The sequence below is a fragment of the Bacillus sp. G16 genome (genome assembly GCF_021282335.1).
In the GTDB taxonomy this organism is placed as follows: domain Bacteria; phylum Bacillota; class Bacilli; order Bacillales; family Bacillaceae; genus Bacillus; species Bacillus inaquosorum.
This window is the reverse complement of the sequence record NZ_JAJSOZ010000008.1, coordinates 161841-176945: the sequence shown is the minus strand read 5'-3', so window position 1 is coordinate 176945 and position 15105 is coordinate 161841. Positions and strand designations below refer to the sequence as shown.

Sequence of the window (15105 nt, the reverse complement as noted above, 5' to 3'; positions counted from 1 at the left end):
CTCCGTTTTGCGTTTTTGTCTATCAGATTCCGCCAAGCAAATGCTTGGAAATAATCAGTCTTTGAATCTCGTTCGTCCCTTCATAGATTTGCGTCACCTTTGCATCGCGAAGCAGACGCTCGACCGGATAATCCTTCATATAGCCGTATCCCCCGTAAATTTGGACGGCGTCTAACGCCGCCTTTACCGCGGAATCGGATGCAAATTGTTTAGCCATAGATGCTTCTTTTCCGCAGGCCAAGCCGCGGTTATGAAGGTCTGCCGCGTGATAAACAAGATGCCTTGCCGCCTCAGCCCTTGTCGCCATGTCAGCCAGCTTAAACGATATGCCTTGATTGGCTGCGATAGGCCTTCCAAATTGCATTCTCTGTTTCGCGTAATGAACGGCATACTCAAGCGCCGCCTCTGCAATCCCAAGCGCCTGTGCCCCAATGCCGATGCGGCCGACATTTAAATTCGCCATGGCAATGTGAAATCCATCACCCTCTTTGCCAAGCAAATTTTCTTCAGGCACTTCTGCATTGTCAAAAATCAGTTCCGTCGTATTGGAGCCATAGAGCCCCAGCTTTTTTTCTTTTTTTCCAACGGTAAAACCAAGGGTGTTTTTTTCAACGATAAAAGCCGAAATCCCGTGCCTGCCTTGATCTGGAGCTGTTAAAGCAAACGTGATATAGATATCGGCGGCTCCGCCGTTCGTAATGAATATTTTCGATCCATTTAATAGGTATTTGCCGTTCTTTTTGATTGCTGTTGTGCGAAGGCTTCCGGCATCCGATCCCGAGTGAGGCTCCGTCAGCGCAAATGCGCCCAAATGGTCTCCTGAAGCGAGCTTCGGTATATATTTCATCTTCTGTTCTTCGTTGCCGAAGTACAGAATCGGATTTGTGCCGACTGAGGTATGAACGGAAAGAATGACACCGACAGCCGCGCTGATTTTAGAAATCTCATGAATCGCCAAAATATAAGAAACAATATCCGCCCCAGCGCCGCCGTATTGCTCCGGCACCGGTATTCCCATCAGACCATGTTCACCCATTTTTTTGATCAGCTGAGACGGAAATTCGTCCGTTTTCTCCATGATTTCCGCAGCGGGAGCAATTTCTTTTCGGGCAAAATCACGCACCATTTTTCGCATCATGACCTGCTCTTGGGTTATATGCAACTCGGCCACCCCCGGATGGAATTGACTTCAGGAAGTCCTCTCCTCATATTGATAAAAACCGCGTCCGCTCTTTTTGCCAAGCCAGCCCGCTTTGACATATTTGCGAAGCAGCGGGCAAGGACGGTATTTGGAATCGCCAAGGCCGGAATGAAGAACTTCCATAATCGATAAACACGTATCAAGCCCGATAAAATCCGCTAATGTAAGCGGGCCCATCGGATGATTCATGCCCAGCTTCATCACCTCGTCTATTGCCTCCGGCTTCGCCACTCCCTCATACACACAATAGATAGCTTCATTAATCATCGGAAGAAGAACGCGATTGGAAACAAACCCCGGAAAATCATTAACTTCTACCGGTGTTTTCCCCATCTTTTCCGCTAATCCCATAACATCTAAGGCTGTTTCTTCTGACGTAGCCAAGCCGCGTATCACTTCTACCAGCTTCATCACAGGAACGGGATTCATAAAGTGCATGCCAATGACTCGGTCAGGCCGGTTTGTCACAGCAGCGATTTCTGTAATAGGCAAGGAGGATGTATTGCTGGCCAAAATCGTATGAGGCGGGCAAATGTGATCAAGTGTTTTAAACATCTCGGTTTTCGCTGTCATGTTTTCTGCGATAGCCTCAATCACAATGTCCGCATGCTTTGCCTCCTCAAGCGTTTGAGAGAGCGAAATGCGGCTGATCACACTCTTTACTTCCGCTTCGGTCTTTCTTCCTTTCTCAGCATCACGGGTCAGCTGTTTCTTCAACCGCTTCAATCCTGCCTCCGCAGCCTCCGGGTTCACATCGTACATTCGCACATAAAAGCCTGCGTCAGCAGCTGTTTGAGCAATTCCGCTTCCCATCTGTCCTGCGCCAGCTACCATGATTTGTTTCATTTCCATTCAAATCCCCTTTTTCGTCATGTTTTAATGAACCTGCACTAAGACGGCGTCCCCCTGAGCCGCACCGCTGCAAATGGCGGCAACGCCCAGTCCCCCTCCCCGGCGCTTTAATTCGTAAACAAGCGTCATGAGAATTCTCGCCCCGCTTGCGCCAATCGGGTGGCCGAGCGCGATCGCACCGCCGTTCACATTTACTTTTTCAAGATCGAAACCGACGATTTTTTTGCATGTCAAAACAACAGAAGCAAACGCTTCATTTACTTCAAACAAGTCAATATCTCGGACGGTTAAACCGGTCTTTTTCAGCAGCTTATTGATTGCAAACCCCGGTGCTGCCGCTAGCTCGTGCGCTTGCATTCCCATAGTAGAAAAACCAAGAATTGTAGCCAGAGGCCGTTTGCCAAGCGTAGCAGCTTTGTCCTCAGACATCAGCACGAACGCACCGGCTCCGTCATTGACTCCGGGAGCATTGCCGGCTGTGACGGAACCGTCACTTGTATAAATCGGAGAAAGTTGTGCAAGCTGATCCAGACTTGTGTCACGCCGAATCGCTTCATCTTTGTCAACAATGTTTGTTTTTCCTTTTCGTCCGATCCAGCTGACAGGAACAATTTCATCCTGAAGCTTTCCTTCATCAGCTGCCTTAGCTGCCCGCGCATGACTTCTTAGCGCCCATTCATCCTGCTCCCTGCGTGAGATTCCATATTCCTTGGCCGCTGTATTTCCGTGAACAGCCATATGCACCTCGTCAAACGCGCACGTTAACCCGTCATAAACCATTAAATCTCTAAGCTCCCCATCTCCCATCCGCGCTCCCCAGCGCCCGGCGGGAACAGCATACGGAATATTGCTCATGCTTTCCATTCCCCCGGCAACAAGAATGTCCGCATCTTGCGCCCGGATCATTTGATCACATAGGGTGACCGCTCGAAGTCCGGATGCGCAGACTTTATTCAGCGTTTCTGACGGCACACTCCAAGGCATTCCAGCCAGACGGGCAGCTTGCCGGGAAGGTATCTGCCCTGAGCCGGCTTGAACAACCATGCCCATGACAGTTCCTTCCGCATCGTCTCCAGAGACTCCAGCGCGATGTAACGCCTCCTTCATCGCAACGCCCCCAAGCTCAGCAGCTTTCACCTCTTTCAACGACCCTCCGAATTTGCCAAATGGTGTTCTTGCGGCACTTACAATGACTGTTTTCCTCATGGTTTCACCTCATTCAGAAGATAGACAGCGCTTACAATTTCTAGTTGTCTTCTATGAATGTATGCTTTGAAACGGGCATGAATGAATGAAAAAAGAAGGCTGCGCCAACAGCCTCCTTCTAAAACAACTATTTATTTTTTAACAATGCCAAAGCCTTTGCAGGAAAATCGGTGAAAATGCCGTCTGCCCCCGCTTCAAAGAGGCGCTTCATATCTTCCGGCCGATTGACTGTATACGGCCTTACCTTGATCGAACTGTTCCTCATTTTCTTCAGTACTTTATCCGCTGTTGCCGGGCTGTTCAGCTTCGGGTGATAGCCGGAAGCCGGAATTGATATGATATACCGATCAGCCTGATAAAGCACATCTGAAGTCAATGCCGCCCGTTCGATATGGGGAGCAAGCCGGGCGCATAGCGCCAAGCTTTCATGGTTAAATGTGGACAGGATGATTCTCTCCTCTATATTGAATCGCTTCACTGCCTTCAGCACTTTTTCTTCCATTCCCTCATAACGGATCACGCTGTTTTTTAATTCAATGTTGATGAGAAAATTCTTTTTTTCTGCCCATGAGAGCACGTCTTCAAGCAGCGGCACTTTGATATCATTGTCCATTTGATTGTGATTTGCTGCCGCATTTGCCGTTTTTATCACATCATACGCTGTATCCTTCACGAATCCTTTGAGCGATGTCGTCCGGTCGAGTCTTTCATCATGGATCACAACAATGCGTCCGTCTTTTGTCAGCTGTACATCAAGCTCTATTCCATGCGCTCCGGCTTCAATTCCTTTTTCAAATGCAAGCATTGTATTTTCGGGAAATTGACCTGATGCCCCCCGATGGGCAAAAATCTTTGTCATCGTTTCACCTCAAGCCCTAACGTTTTCTCCATTATACTGATTTTGGCGTTTCCACTCTAGGATTAAGGCTATATCAATCTACTGTTCGTAATAAGAATCAATACCGTTGACAATCGCATCCGCGGCCTTTTGCTGGTATTCTTCGCTTCCGAGCTTGTCCGCGTCAGAGCTGTTTGTGATAAATCCAAGCTCCGCCAGCACACTCGGCATTTGTGAATATGTAATGACGTAAAAGTCTGATTCCTTCACGCCTCTGTCTCTTGTCTGTAAGGATGAGACGAGCTGTGATTGAATATCGGTGGCCAGACGCCGGCTGTTTTCCCCTTCATAATCAGATTGAAAATACGTTTCTGTTCCTGAAGCTGAAGCAACCCCGGAATTCACATGAATGCTGACAAAAAGATCGGCGTGATTGGCACTTGCCTTTGCCACTCTGTCCTCCAAGGTCAGAAAATGATCGTCTGACCTAGACGCAACAGGATTGGCTCCCTCCGCTTTTAGCTTGTCCGTCACATGCTCGGAAACTGCTAAATTAATATCCTTTTCAAAGAGCCCGTTCCCGACTGCTCCGCTGTCTTCACCGCCGTGTCCGGCATCAATGTATACTGTTTTCCCTTCTATCGGCTCTGCAGCCTGTGCACAAGGCGCGAGCGTCAAAGCCAATCCGCATAGCGCCAAGCTCCTCCATAACATTCTCAACTTTCTCCCTCCGGTCTTTTTATGACGAATTCTTCTGCAGCTGAATATCTTCCAGCTGTAAGGTTCCATTACCCTTTTTTATATATTTCACCTGGACATCTGTGTGATCTGGCAGTGATTCACATTCATCACGTTTATCCTTCGGAACTTGTATCATGGTTTCTTCTCCGTTAAGGGAAACCGCGATCGTATGAGGATCAGCCGAGCCAATGTATTTTCCCTCTTCGGTAAACCTTGGGGCTGAGTCATCCGCACTTGCAATACTGCACCCTGAGAGAAGGAGCACAGTAAACAGCAAAAGAGCCGTTTGTTTCACATGATCACCTCTTCCTGATGTTTGGCTTTTATCTTTGACCAGAATGGCAGATTTGTAAAGATGTTGTGAAAGCAGGCGATGAAGTTCCATGATTTTCAAAAGGGCTATCCGACCTGATCATTTCCTGTTGTTAGAAAGAAAGCAATCGCATTTGTCTATGAGGATGGCTCTAATTGAGGCACATATTAGAAAAAATTAACGGAAAGAAGCAACTTTTTATTCATTTTGAAAAAATGTGAGGAATGAGGTGAGCAAATCGTTTGACGGCTGAATCAGCCAGGCGTAACCTTTTAAAGGATATTCACTTTACAGAAAGAAGTTACACCCATGAAAAAATTCGTTCTGCTGCTCGCTGCAGCAGTCATCACTTGCACCATCGGCCACCAAATCAGCGGCGGCTACAAAGCCCCCGAAAAAGAGCGCAGAAAACATCACTCTGTACTCAAGATATTCAGCCGGTAAAGCAGATCAATTGCATTAATTTTTACATATAGGCTAGAATATGTGCGAATCCAAACGAAAGAAGATGATCAAATGAACCCTAAATATAAACCGCTGTTTGAACCATTTACGTTTAAAAGCGGCGTTACAATTGACAACCGGATCACAGTAGCACCAATGACTCATTACGCTTCTAATGATGACGGTACAATATCTCAAGCAGAGCTTGATTACATCATCCCCCGTTCAAAAGAAATGGGAATGGTGATTACAGCCTGTGCAAATGTCACACCGGATGGAAAAGCATTTCCCGGGCAGCCGGCCATCCATGATGATGCCAACATTCCAGGTTTAAAAAAATTAGCGCAAGCCATTCAGGCGCAAGGCGCTAAAGCCGTTGTACAAATTCATCACGGCGGCATTGAATGTCCGTCTGAGCTCGTTCCGCAACAAGATGTTGTAGGGCCAAGTGACATGTTTGATAACGGCAAGCAAATTGCCCGCGCCTTAACAGAGGAAGAAGTAGATAACATTGTGAAGGCATTTGGAGAAGCGACAAGACGCGCCATTGAAGCCGGCTTTGACGGTGTCGAAATTCACGGCGCAAACGGCTACTTGATTCAGCAGTTTTATTCTCCGAAAACCAATCAGCGCACAGACCGCTGGGGAGGTAGCGACGAAAAACGATTAGCCTTCCCGCTTGCTATTGTCGATGAAGTGAAAAAAGCCGCTGCAGAACATGCGAAGGGTGCGTTCTTAGTCGGCTACCGCCTGTCTCCGGAAGAACCTGAGACACCAGGATTGACAATGACTGAAACCTTTACGCTTGTTGACGCTTTAGGGGATAAAGAATTGGATTACCTTCATATCTCACTGATGGACGTGAACTCAAAAGCGCGCCGCGGTGCAGATCCGACTCGCACACGCATGGACTTGTTGAATGAACGTGTCGGAAACAAAGTGCCGCTTATCGCCGTCGGTTCCATTCATTCCGCAGATGACGCGCTGGCCGTAATCGAAAACGGCATTCCGCTGGTCGCGATGGGACGCGAAATTCTAGTTGACCCCGACTGGACGGTGAAAGTAAAAGAAGGCCGGGAAAAACAAATCGAAACAGTGATCAAAGGCACAGATAAAGAAAAATATCACTTGCCTGAACCGCTATGGCAAGCAATTGTGAACACGCCTGGCTGGGTGCCTTATAAAGATTAATGTGTGGAGACTGCCGAAACGATATTTTAAAAAAAGCCCCTTGTATAAGGGGCTTTTTCTCTAATCAAACAGTCTGTGTAAAAACCTAAATGGCAGGAACAGCAATAGGTCTGCCGCTTCAGAAAGCAAATCCAACAGCAATCCGTCACGTTTTCCGGCTTTTTTCTTTTTCATTCGTACGTCTTCTTTGTTCATGAATACGTCCTTATCTTACGAGTTTGCAGGGGAAAGGTTTCAATTTGATCCTGATTGTTTGTTTTTGATAATCCAAGCAGCGAAAACACATGAAACCATGACTGTAAATGAGATGAAGTCGATCAGGGTGCCTGCCATGTGTGATTCTGTAATGATGTTCGAATTGACGCAAAGCGCAAGAATAAATAACGCAATCAGCAGTCCGTACTTTTCAAACACATTATCACTCCCTCCGGAAAATGTGCTTCCTATTCATCATCCATTATAATAAATGTCCCTAAAACAAAACGCCTCCTATTTATCAGCGCGAACTAATAAATAAAAGACGTTTGATTTAATCATCGCTTAATATACTCATGCTTAAGAAGCCTTATGCTCTAATCTCAGCTTATCCGCAACCATTGCAATGAACTCTGAATTTGTCGGTTTAGCTTTTGTCATGCTGACTGTATAGCCGAATAATGAGGAAATGGAGTCAATGTTTCCTCTGCTCCACGCCACTTCAATTGCATGGCGGATCGCTCTTTCTACACGGCTTGCGGTTGTGTTGAATTTTTTGGCGATGTCCGGATAGAGGACTTTTGTAATGCTGCCGAGCAATTCGATGTCATTGTATACCATTGAGATTGCTTCGCGCAGATAGAGATAGCCTTTAATATGCGCCGGGACGCCGATTTCATGGATAATGCTTGTGATGCTCGCGTCGAGATTTTTCTTTTTTGGTTCAGGCTGGCTGCTGCGTATAATGCTGCTTTGCGATGATGGCGCACGGTGCGTCACGCTGCTGGCATTTCCGCTGACCTGACGGATATGTCCGACAAGGTTTTCCATATCAAACGGTTTGAGAATAAAGTAGGACGCGCCTAAATCGACGGCCTTTTTCGTGACATCTTCCTGTCCAAAGGCTGTCAGCATAATGACATTCGGCTGTTTTTTCAGATCTGATTCCCTCAGCCGCTCTAAAACCGCAAGTCCGTCCAAATGCGGCATAATAATATCCAATACGAGCACATCGGGATCTTTTTCTTTAAACAACGACAGGCATTCCTGTCCGTTATAAGCTACACCGATCACTTCCATGTCTTCCTGTCCTTCTATATATTCACTCAACAGGCTTACCAGCTCTCGATTATCATCAGCAACACAAACTTTAATTTTCTCCACGTTTCTTCCTCCCCAAATGTAGTTAACAGGATTCACCCTTGCTACATGTTTACATTCGACAAAACCGCTATATACCCTCTAAAAAAATCATAATCACCAATATTAGTGGCATATCTTTGTTATTCTATGTTTTTCTCCGTTTTTCGACTAAAAATGAAATTTGACAAACAAGGAAACGTGAATTTGTCGAAAAATCTTCTTTTGTACATTTTACCGTATGTATTCTGAGAAGTGAAGAGGAATAAAAACAAAAAAACTGCCGGAAATTCCGGCAGTCAGCTTGCTTTTTCTTTTCCGTAAATATCGATTCCTGCTTCTGACAGCATCCATTCAATATGAACGCCGTAGCCGCTTGTCGGATCATTTACAAACACATGGGTGACAGCGCCGATCACTTTTCCATTTTGAATGATCGGGCTTCCGCTCATCCCCTGTACGATGCCTCCTGTTTCTTTCAACAGCCTCGGATCGGTTATTTTTAAGACCATTCCTTTTGTCGCCGGGAATTTTTGCGGCGTCGTGCTGACGATTTCAATATCAAATTTTTCTACCTTGTCATCATCAATGACCGTTAAAATTTCAGCCGGCCCTTTTTTGACTTCATTAGAAAACGCAACCGGCAATGCTTGATCTGAAATGTTGTTTTGAATTGGCTGATGCAGTGTGCCGAAAATCCCAAATGGGCTGTTTCTGTTAATATCCCCGATCGTTTTGCGTTCTGAGGAAAATCGCGCCAGTTTTTCTCCCGGATTTCCGCCTGTCCCTTTTTCAATTGATGTTACAGTGGATTTGACGATTTCTCCATTCTCCACTACGATTGGTTTCTTTGTGTCCATATCGGAAATCACGTGGCCAAGTGCTCCGTATTTTTTTGTTTTCGGTTCATAAAAGGTCATGGTGCCGATGCCAGCAGCCGAATCCCTGATATATAATCCGATTCTGTACTTGCCTTCTGCTTCATCCTTTTCAGGAATGAGCTTTGTTTTGATTTTTTGCTTATCACGTTTAATCAGCAAATCTAACGATTCTCCGGTTTTACCTGCCTTCTGGATAAATGGGGCTACATCATTCATTTTTTCAATTTTCTGTCCATTCATCTCAATAATGATGTCACCCGCTTCAATGCCGGCCGTTTCTCCCGGAGATTTTTTGCCTTCACTTGTGTTGATTTGATGAAACCCGACGACAAGAACACCGACGGAATGAAGTTTAACACCGATTGATTGTCCGCCAGGTATGACTTTTAAATCAGGAAGAACTTGCACTTTTGTTTTTTTGATTGGAAATCCGGCAAGATCGTATACTAATTCTGATTCACCTGATTTTTTGCCTGTCACCTTGATTTCATGCGGGTCTTTTTTTACTGTAAACGCTTCTGACGATTCTTGTGCATGAGCGTTTACCGATAAGCTCGTTTCAATCGCTTGTGTTTGGGTTTCAAATACTCTCATTTGCGTTGGAATCAGTAAATACTCTTTTAGCGGTTTGCATAAACCTACACTTAATAACGAAACAAGGAGAATTAAACCTACTGCTTTTCTGATGTTATCGGGCATTCACTACTTCACTCTCCTCGCTCCTATCCCACACCTTCTTTATGACTTGCTGCTACATCATTTAATTTTGCCTTCTGACGCCTTATTTATAACTGTCATATAAAGAAAAACATTGGATATACTGATGAACGAATGGATGTGTGCGAAAAAAATAAGCTGCGCTTCTCGCGCAGCTTACCCAGTTGTTTTGACTTGATCCGCTTGTTTTAAAAGTTCTTTCGCATGGCGTTTCGTCAAGTCTGTTACTTCGACTCCTGCAATCATGCGCCCGATTTCCACTACCTTTTCCTGCTTAGACAGCGGCTTGACATGTGTCGTCGTTCTGCCGTCTTTTAACTCCTTCGCAATATAAAGGTGCGTATCGGCCATGGCAGCCACCTGAGGCAAGTGTGTAATACACAGCACTTGTGATCCTATTGACACTTTATGGATCTTCTCAGCGATTGCCTGGGCGACTCTGCCGCTTACACCGGTATCGACCTCATCGAATATAATCGACGTCACATCCTGCTGAGAGGAAAAAATGCTTTTTATGGCAAGCATTACCCGAGACAACTCTCCCCCGGAAGCGACTTTCGAAAGAGATTTTAGCGGTTCACCTGTATTGGTTGAAATTAAAAACTTCACCAGATCTATCCCTTGTTCAGTCAGCTGAACAAGCTGGCCGTTTACAATCGGCGCCTCCTCATTGCGGGACGCTGTTCTGACCTTAAATTCCGTATCAAACGTTGACTTTTCCATGTACAGGCTTTTTAATTCCCGATGAATCTCATCGGCCAGCTTTTTCGCCCATGCTTTCCTGATTTGTGAAACATTTGCCGCTTCCACTGCGACATCTTTGCCGACTGAGTCAAGCTCCTTCTTCAAGCTTTGAAGGTGGCTGTCCCTGTTTTCAATTTGGTCAATCTCTTCTTCAATTTTAGAAGCGTATTCTAAAATGTCCTCAACAGATGCACCATATTTTCGTTTCAGCTGTTTGATTTCATTAAGACGTGTTTCAATATAATTCAGGCGTTCCGGATCATACTCAAGCTCGTCCAGCATATTTCTCATCTGAAATGTAGCGTCCTCCAGAAGATAGTAGGAGTTCGAAACACTTTCAGACAGTTTTTTCAGTGGTTCATTAATATCGGATATATCTTCAAGCTGCGCTGATGCCATTCCGACCCAGTCCAGTCCGCCTTGCTCACTGCGAAGCGCGTTATACGCATTTTGCAGCGATTCATATATCTTCTCAAAGTTTGAAATTTGCTGGCGTTCTTCTTGGAGCTGTTCATCTTCATTAAGCTCAAGCTTTGCCGATTCGATTTCTTCGAGCTGAAATTGAATGAGATCAAGGCGGTGGGCCATTTCCTGTTCGCTTTCAGAAAGATGTTTTAGTTTTTTAAGCAGCTTCATGTAACGCTGGTATCCTTCCTGATACGCTTGGAGCGCGCTTTCCACTTCGGCTCCGGCAAACTTGTCCAAAAGCTGGAGATGATTTTCGTCCTCCATTAACAGCTGGTTATCGTGCTGCCCGTGAATATCTAATAAAAGCCTGCCGATCTCTCTTAACGAGGCAATCGTGACAAGCTTGCCATTAACCCGGCAAACGCTTTTTCCACTCGTGCTGATATCCCTTCTCATAACGATCATTTCGTCTGAAACGTCGATTCCCTGCTCAGCGCATACATCTAAAACGGGATGGCCGCTCTCCAACAGAAACAGCCCTTCAAGCTCGGCTTTTGCTTCTCCATATCTGACAAATTCAGAAGATCCGCGGCCTCCGACTAAAAGAGAAATGGCATCTATGATGATGGATTTGCCGGCTCCGGTTTCTCCTGTTAAAACCGTGAGCCCGCGTTCAAAAGAAATCGTCAGTTCCTCAATAATGGCAAAGTTTTTAATCGATAGTTCAGCTAACAAACAGCATTACACCTCTTATCTTTGTTAGATTTCTGTTACAGCAGCTCAAGCAGTCTGTTTTTTACGCCGTCTGTATCTTCAGGAGTCCGGCAAATAATTAAAATCGTGTCATCTCCGCAAATGGTCCCCATAATTTCATCCCAGTCCAAATTGTCCATCAGCGCCCCGATTGCCTGGGCGTTGCCCGGCATCGTTTTCAGCACAATCATATGGCTTGCAGAGTCTACTTTCACAAATGCGTCCATCAGTGCCCGCTTCAGCTTGGACAGCGGATTGAAACGCTGGTCTGCCGGAAGACTGTATTTGTAAGAGCCGTTATTCGTAGGCACTTTTACAAGGTGAAGTTCTTTAATATCCCGTGAAACCGTGGCTTGCGTTACTTTGTATCCATCCTGCTTCAGCATGTCGACCAATTCATCTTGCGTTTCGATTTCATTGCTTGTAATGATCTCTCTGATTTTAATATGCCTCTGGCCTTTGTTCATGTAAGCACCTCTATTTCCAGCTTATCTGTTCTTTTATGTTATATGATTCTCTGCAAATTGTACATGAATGCAGAAAAAAGGAATAATAGTCGCCCTATTATTCCGGTACATCTGCTTTTTTTTCTTTTAACGTCTTATGTGCCTCTTCTACAATGCGGATGATCTCTTCTTCCGGCAGCTCCTGTCCTTCCTGTCCCTCTCCCGGCCAATGCAAATGAAGGAGAAATTCAATATTTCCGTCTCCTCCCGTGATAGGAGAAAATGACAGGCCTTTGCAGATATAGCCTTCAGCCGCAGAAAAACTGATCATTCGCTTGAGAACATCAGCATGCACTTTAGGATCTCTGACAATCCCTTTTTTGCCGACGGATTCCCGTCCCGCTTCAAACTGCGGCTTAACAAGAGCCATGCAGTCACTGCCCGGTACAAGCAATGTTTTGAGAACAGGCAGGATGAGCCGCAGTGAAATAAAGGATACATCAATCGTAGCAAACTCCGGCATGCCCTTTGTAAAGTCTGCCGGTGTTGCGTAACGGAAGTTGGTCCGTTCCATTACGACGACCCGTTCATCTTGTCTGAGCTTCCACGCAAGCTGATTGTAGCCTACATCCACCGCGTATGACTGTTTAGCTCCGTTTTGCAGAGCGCAGTCCGTAAAACCGCCGGTGGAGGAGCCAATATCAATCATGATTTTATCCTTAACAGAGACGGGAAACTCCTTCAGCGCTTTTTCAAGCTTTAAGCCGCCTCTGCTCACATATTTTAGCGGGTTTCCTTTGACGGTTAACGGTAAGTCACGGTCAATTTTTTCTCCGGGCTTGTCCAAGCGGTTTTCGTTTGAATAGACGATCCCCGCCATAATAGCTCTCTTGGCTTTTTCCCGCGTTTCCGCCAGCCCTCTTTCCACTAGTAATACATCTAAACGTTCTTTCTTTGACGTCATGATCCAATTCCTTTATGTGTCTTCGGCGGCATCAGTAATCTAATCCGGTCTGCCACCTGCTGTTTTGTTAGTCCAATTTCTTCAAGAAGCGCCGTTACGCTTCCGTGTTCAATAAAACGATCCGGGATACCCATTCTGTCAATTGGTGTAAGATATTCACCTTGATCATGAGCGAATTCTAAAATCGAGCTTCCGAAACCGCCTTCTAAGACCGCTTCTTCAATCGTTAAAATTGGCAAGCCTTCTTTTAGGATATCCTTCATCATCTTTTCATCAATCGGCTTAATAAAGCGCGCATTCACAACGCGCACGGAAAGCCCCTCTTTTTGCAGCTCTTCAGCTGCTTCAAGCGCCATTTCGATTGTTGTTCCAAATGTTAAGATGACAGCGTCGTTCCCCGGACGCAGCACCTCCCACGTGCCGATCGGAATCGTTTTCAGCTGTTCATCCATTTTTACGCCGAGTCCGTTTCCGCGCGGAAAACGCATCGCAATCGGGCCTTCATTATAACTGAGTGCTGTATGAACCATGTGCTGTCCTTCATTTTCATCTTTTGGCATCATTAAGACGATGTTTGGAATGTGACGCATAAACGCAATATCAAACACACCTTGATGTGTCTCTCCGTCAGCGCCGACGAGCCCTGCACGGTCAATACCAATAAACACATTCGCGTTTTGGCGGCAGATGTCATGAACAACTTGGTCATATGCCCTTTGCAGGAAGGTTGAATAAATCGCCAAAAACGGCTTCATCCCCTGCATTGCCATAGCTGCTGCCATCGTAGCGGCATGCTGTTCTGCGATTCCTACGTCGAACATGCGGTCAGGGAATTCCTTTGCAAAGCCTTCAAGCTTAGAGCCGACAGGCATAGCCGGCGTAATGGCTACAATGCGTCCATCCTCGCGCGCCATTCGCTGCACAGTGCCGCTGACTAGGCCACTCCATGAAGGAGCTGCGGCTTTCGGTTTTACAAAGTCACCGGTATTAATTTTATATGGTCCAGTACCATGCCATGTTCCAACCGTATCGGTTTCAGCCGGTTTGTACCCCTTCCCTTTTTTCGTAATGACATGCAGGAGAACAGGGCCTTTCGTTTTTTTGGCGTATTGAAGATTCTCAATCAGCTCATGATAAGAATGTCCGTCCACCGGGCCTAAATACGTAAAACCAAGCTCTTCAAAAAACATTCCCGAGACGAGCATGTATTTCAGGCTGTCTTTGACTCGTTCCGCCGTGGCAGCAAGTTTGCCCCCGACTGCCGGAATCTTTTTAAACAAGTATTCGAGCTCGTCTTTTACCCACTGGTATTTCCCTGCAGTGCGCAGTCGTCCGAGCATAGAATGAATGGCGCCGACATTCGGTGCAATACTCATTTCATTATCATTCAGGATGACAATCATATCTTTTTTCTCATCGCCAATGTGGTTTAGCGCTTCGAGCGCCATTCCGCCAGTCAGCGCGCCGTCACCAATGATCGGAATAATAAATTCATCCGTACCTTTAATATCACGCGCAGCAGCCATCCCCATCGCACCTGACAGAGAAGTTGAGCTGTGCCCGGTTTCCCAAACATCATGCTCGCTTTCACTCCGCTTTGGGAATCCGCAAAGCCCTTTGTACTGGCGAAGCGTCGAAAATTCTTTTCCGCGTCCTGTCAGCAGCTTGTGGACGTAAGACTGGTGGCCTACATCCCACAAAAATTTGTCTTTCGGGCTGTTAAATTCCTTATGCAGCGCAACAGTAAGCTCTACGACACCTAAGTTTGGGCCGATGTGGCCGCCGGAAGCAGATAAAGTTGTAATTAAAAATTGACGGATTTCATCACTTAATTTCTCTAATTCATCAATGGACATGTTTTTTAAAAACGACGGGTCCTGTATTGATAAAAGATCCAAAGCGGATCAACTCACTTTCAGCATGAATTTCTGCAATGATACATGTCTTCTACAAGCCGAGCTGGACAATGGCCAGTTCTCAGACATAAAAAAAGACAAACACGCTTTTCCTTTTCATTTTTCATATAAACTGCTTACATTTTACCATATCTCGTGCAGCCGCTTCAAATTAG

Annotated in this window: 16 protein-coding genes; 2 read left to right on the top strand and 14 right to left on the bottom strand. The window is 45.8% G+C overall.

The features are described from left to right. Positions 1 to 22 precede the first annotated feature (22 nt). From LWH95_RS12850 to LWH95_RS12825, 6 genes are all read right to left on the bottom strand, one after another. Positions 23 to 1162, bottom strand: coding sequence for an acyl-CoA dehydrogenase (locus LWH95_RS12850; protein ID WP_232919706.1), 1140 nt, complete (start codon positions 1160 to 1162; stop codon positions 23 to 25). A gap of 27 nt (positions 1163 to 1189) precedes the next feature. Further along, positions 1190 to 2053: a 3-hydroxybutyryl-CoA dehydrogenase gene (locus tag LWH95_RS12845; protein WP_148981955.1), complete on the bottom strand. Its 864-nt coding sequence runs from the start codon at positions 2051 to 2053 to the stop codon at positions 1190 to 1192. A gap of 24 nt (positions 2054 to 2077) precedes the next feature. After that, a complete protein-coding gene (locus LWH95_RS12840; protein WP_232919705.1) occupies positions 2078 to 3259 on the bottom strand; it encodes an acetyl-CoA C-acetyltransferase in 1182 nt (393 codons plus the stop codon). Between the two features lie 127 nt (positions 3260 to 3386). Next, complete coding sequence (locus LWH95_RS12835; RefSeq protein WP_232919704.1) at positions 3387 to 4118, bottom strand: glycerophosphodiester phosphodiesterase; 732 nt, start codon at positions 4116 to 4118, stop codon at positions 3387 to 3389. A 78-nt stretch (positions 4119 to 4196) separates the two neighbouring features. Continuing rightward, positions 4197 to 4817: an N-acetylmuramoyl-L-alanine amidase family protein gene (locus LWH95_RS12830; protein WP_232919703.1), complete on the bottom strand. Its 621-nt coding sequence runs from the start codon at positions 4815 to 4817 to the stop codon at positions 4197 to 4199. A 19-nt stretch (positions 4818 to 4836) separates the two neighbouring features. Continuing rightward, positions 4837 to 5133, bottom strand: a complete 297-nt coding sequence (locus LWH95_RS12825; protein WP_133487334.1) for a hypothetical protein — start codon at positions 5131 to 5133, stop codon at positions 4837 to 4839. A 327-nt stretch (positions 5134 to 5460) separates the two neighbouring features. Here LWH95_RS12825 and LWH95_RS12820 point away from each other — a divergent pair, with 327 nt between their 5' ends. Both LWH95_RS12820 and LWH95_RS12815 read left to right on the top strand, forming a co-directional pair. Then, entirely contained in the window at positions 5461 to 5595 is a 135-nt protein-coding gene (locus tag LWH95_RS12820; protein ID WP_003236876.1) for a hypothetical protein, read from the top strand. 72 nt (positions 5596 to 5667) lie between these two features. Then, positions 5668 to 6786: an NADH-dependent flavin oxidoreductase gene (locus tag LWH95_RS12815; protein WP_133486989.1), complete on the top strand. Its 1119-nt coding sequence runs from the start codon at positions 5668 to 5670 to the stop codon at positions 6784 to 6786. Between the two features lie 60 nt (positions 6787 to 6846). On the opposite strand, the gene LWH95_RS21620 is transcribed toward LWH95_RS12815, so the two are convergent. The 8 genes from LWH95_RS21620 to dxs form a co-directional block, all read right to left on the bottom strand. After that, complete coding sequence (locus LWH95_RS21620) at positions 6847 to 6981, bottom strand: hypothetical protein (protein ID WP_269802352.1); 135 nt, start codon at positions 6979 to 6981, stop codon at positions 6847 to 6849. 39 nt (positions 6982 to 7020) lie between these two features. Continuing rightward, positions 7021 to 7200: a hypothetical protein gene (locus tag LWH95_RS12810; RefSeq protein WP_003236884.1), complete on the bottom strand. Its 180-nt coding sequence runs from the start codon at positions 7198 to 7200 to the stop codon at positions 7021 to 7023. A 141-nt stretch (positions 7201 to 7341) separates the two neighbouring features. Next, positions 7342 to 8145 (bottom strand): sporulation transcription factor Spo0A, encoded by an 804-nt coding sequence (spo0A, locus tag LWH95_RS12805; RefSeq protein WP_003226427.1) that lies wholly within the window; start codon positions 8143 to 8145, stop codon positions 7342 to 7344. A 275-nt stretch (positions 8146 to 8420) separates the two neighbouring features. Next, positions 8421 to 9701, bottom strand: coding sequence for a SpoIVB peptidase (gene spoIVB, locus LWH95_RS12800; RefSeq protein WP_003236887.1), 1281 nt, complete (start codon positions 9699 to 9701; stop codon positions 8421 to 8423). A 174-nt stretch (positions 9702 to 9875) separates the two neighbouring features. Continuing rightward, complete coding sequence (recN, locus tag LWH95_RS12795) at positions 9876 to 11606, bottom strand: DNA repair protein RecN (protein ID WP_232919702.1); 1731 nt, start codon at positions 11604 to 11606, stop codon at positions 9876 to 9878. 35 nt (positions 11607 to 11641) lie between these two features. Then, complete coding sequence (argR, locus tag LWH95_RS12790; protein ID WP_003236889.1) at positions 11642 to 12091, bottom strand: arginine repressor ArgR; 450 nt, start codon at positions 12089 to 12091, stop codon at positions 11642 to 11644. A gap of 97 nt (positions 12092 to 12188) precedes the next feature. After that, positions 12189 to 13034: a TlyA family RNA methyltransferase gene (locus LWH95_RS12785; RefSeq protein ID WP_084993749.1), complete on the bottom strand. Its 846-nt coding sequence runs from the start codon at positions 13032 to 13034 to the stop codon at positions 12189 to 12191. Next, complete coding sequence (gene dxs, locus LWH95_RS12780) at positions 13031 to 14932, bottom strand: 1-deoxy-D-xylulose-5-phosphate synthase (protein WP_100274413.1); 1902 nt, start codon at positions 14930 to 14932, stop codon at positions 13031 to 13033. Before dxs ends, LWH95_RS12785 begins: the two co-directional genes overlap by 4 nt. Positions 14933 to 15105 lie beyond the last annotated feature (173 nt).

Excerpts from the sequence above, each read along its gene's own strand:
- LWH95_RS12845 (WP_148981955.1), bottom strand. The coding sequence starts at position 2,053 with ATGGAAATGAAACAAATCATGGTAGCTGGCGCAGGACAGATGGGAAGC.
- LWH95_RS12840 (WP_232919705.1), bottom strand. The coding sequence starts at position 3,259 with ATGAGGAAAACAGTCATTGTAAGTGCCGCAAGAACACCATTTGGCAAA.
- LWH95_RS12835 (WP_232919704.1), bottom strand. The coding sequence starts at position 4,118 with ATGACAAAGATTTTTGCCCATCGGGGGGCATCAGGTCAATTTCCCGAA.
- LWH95_RS12820 (WP_003236876.1), top strand. The coding sequence starts at position 5,461 with ATGAAAAAATTCGTTCTGCTGCTCGCTGCAGCAGTCATCACTTGCACC.
- LWH95_RS12815 (WP_133486989.1), top strand. The coding sequence starts at position 5,668 with ATGAACCCTAAATATAAACCGCTGTTTGAACCATTTACGTTTAAAAGC.
- LWH95_RS21620 (WP_269802352.1), bottom strand. The coding sequence starts at position 6,981 with ATGAACAAAGAAGACGTACGAATGAAAAAGAAAAAAGCCGGAAAACGT.
- spoIVB (WP_003236887.1), bottom strand. The coding sequence starts at position 9,701 with ATGCCCGATAACATCAGAAAAGCAGTAGGTTTAATTCTCCTTGTTTCG.
- argR (WP_003236889.1), bottom strand. The coding sequence starts at position 12,091 with ATGAACAAAGGCCAGAGGCATATTAAAATCAGAGAGATCATTACAAGC.
- LWH95_RS12785 (WP_084993749.1), bottom strand. The coding sequence starts at position 13,034 with ATGACGTCAAAGAAAGAACGTTTAGATGTATTACTAGTGGAAAGAGGG.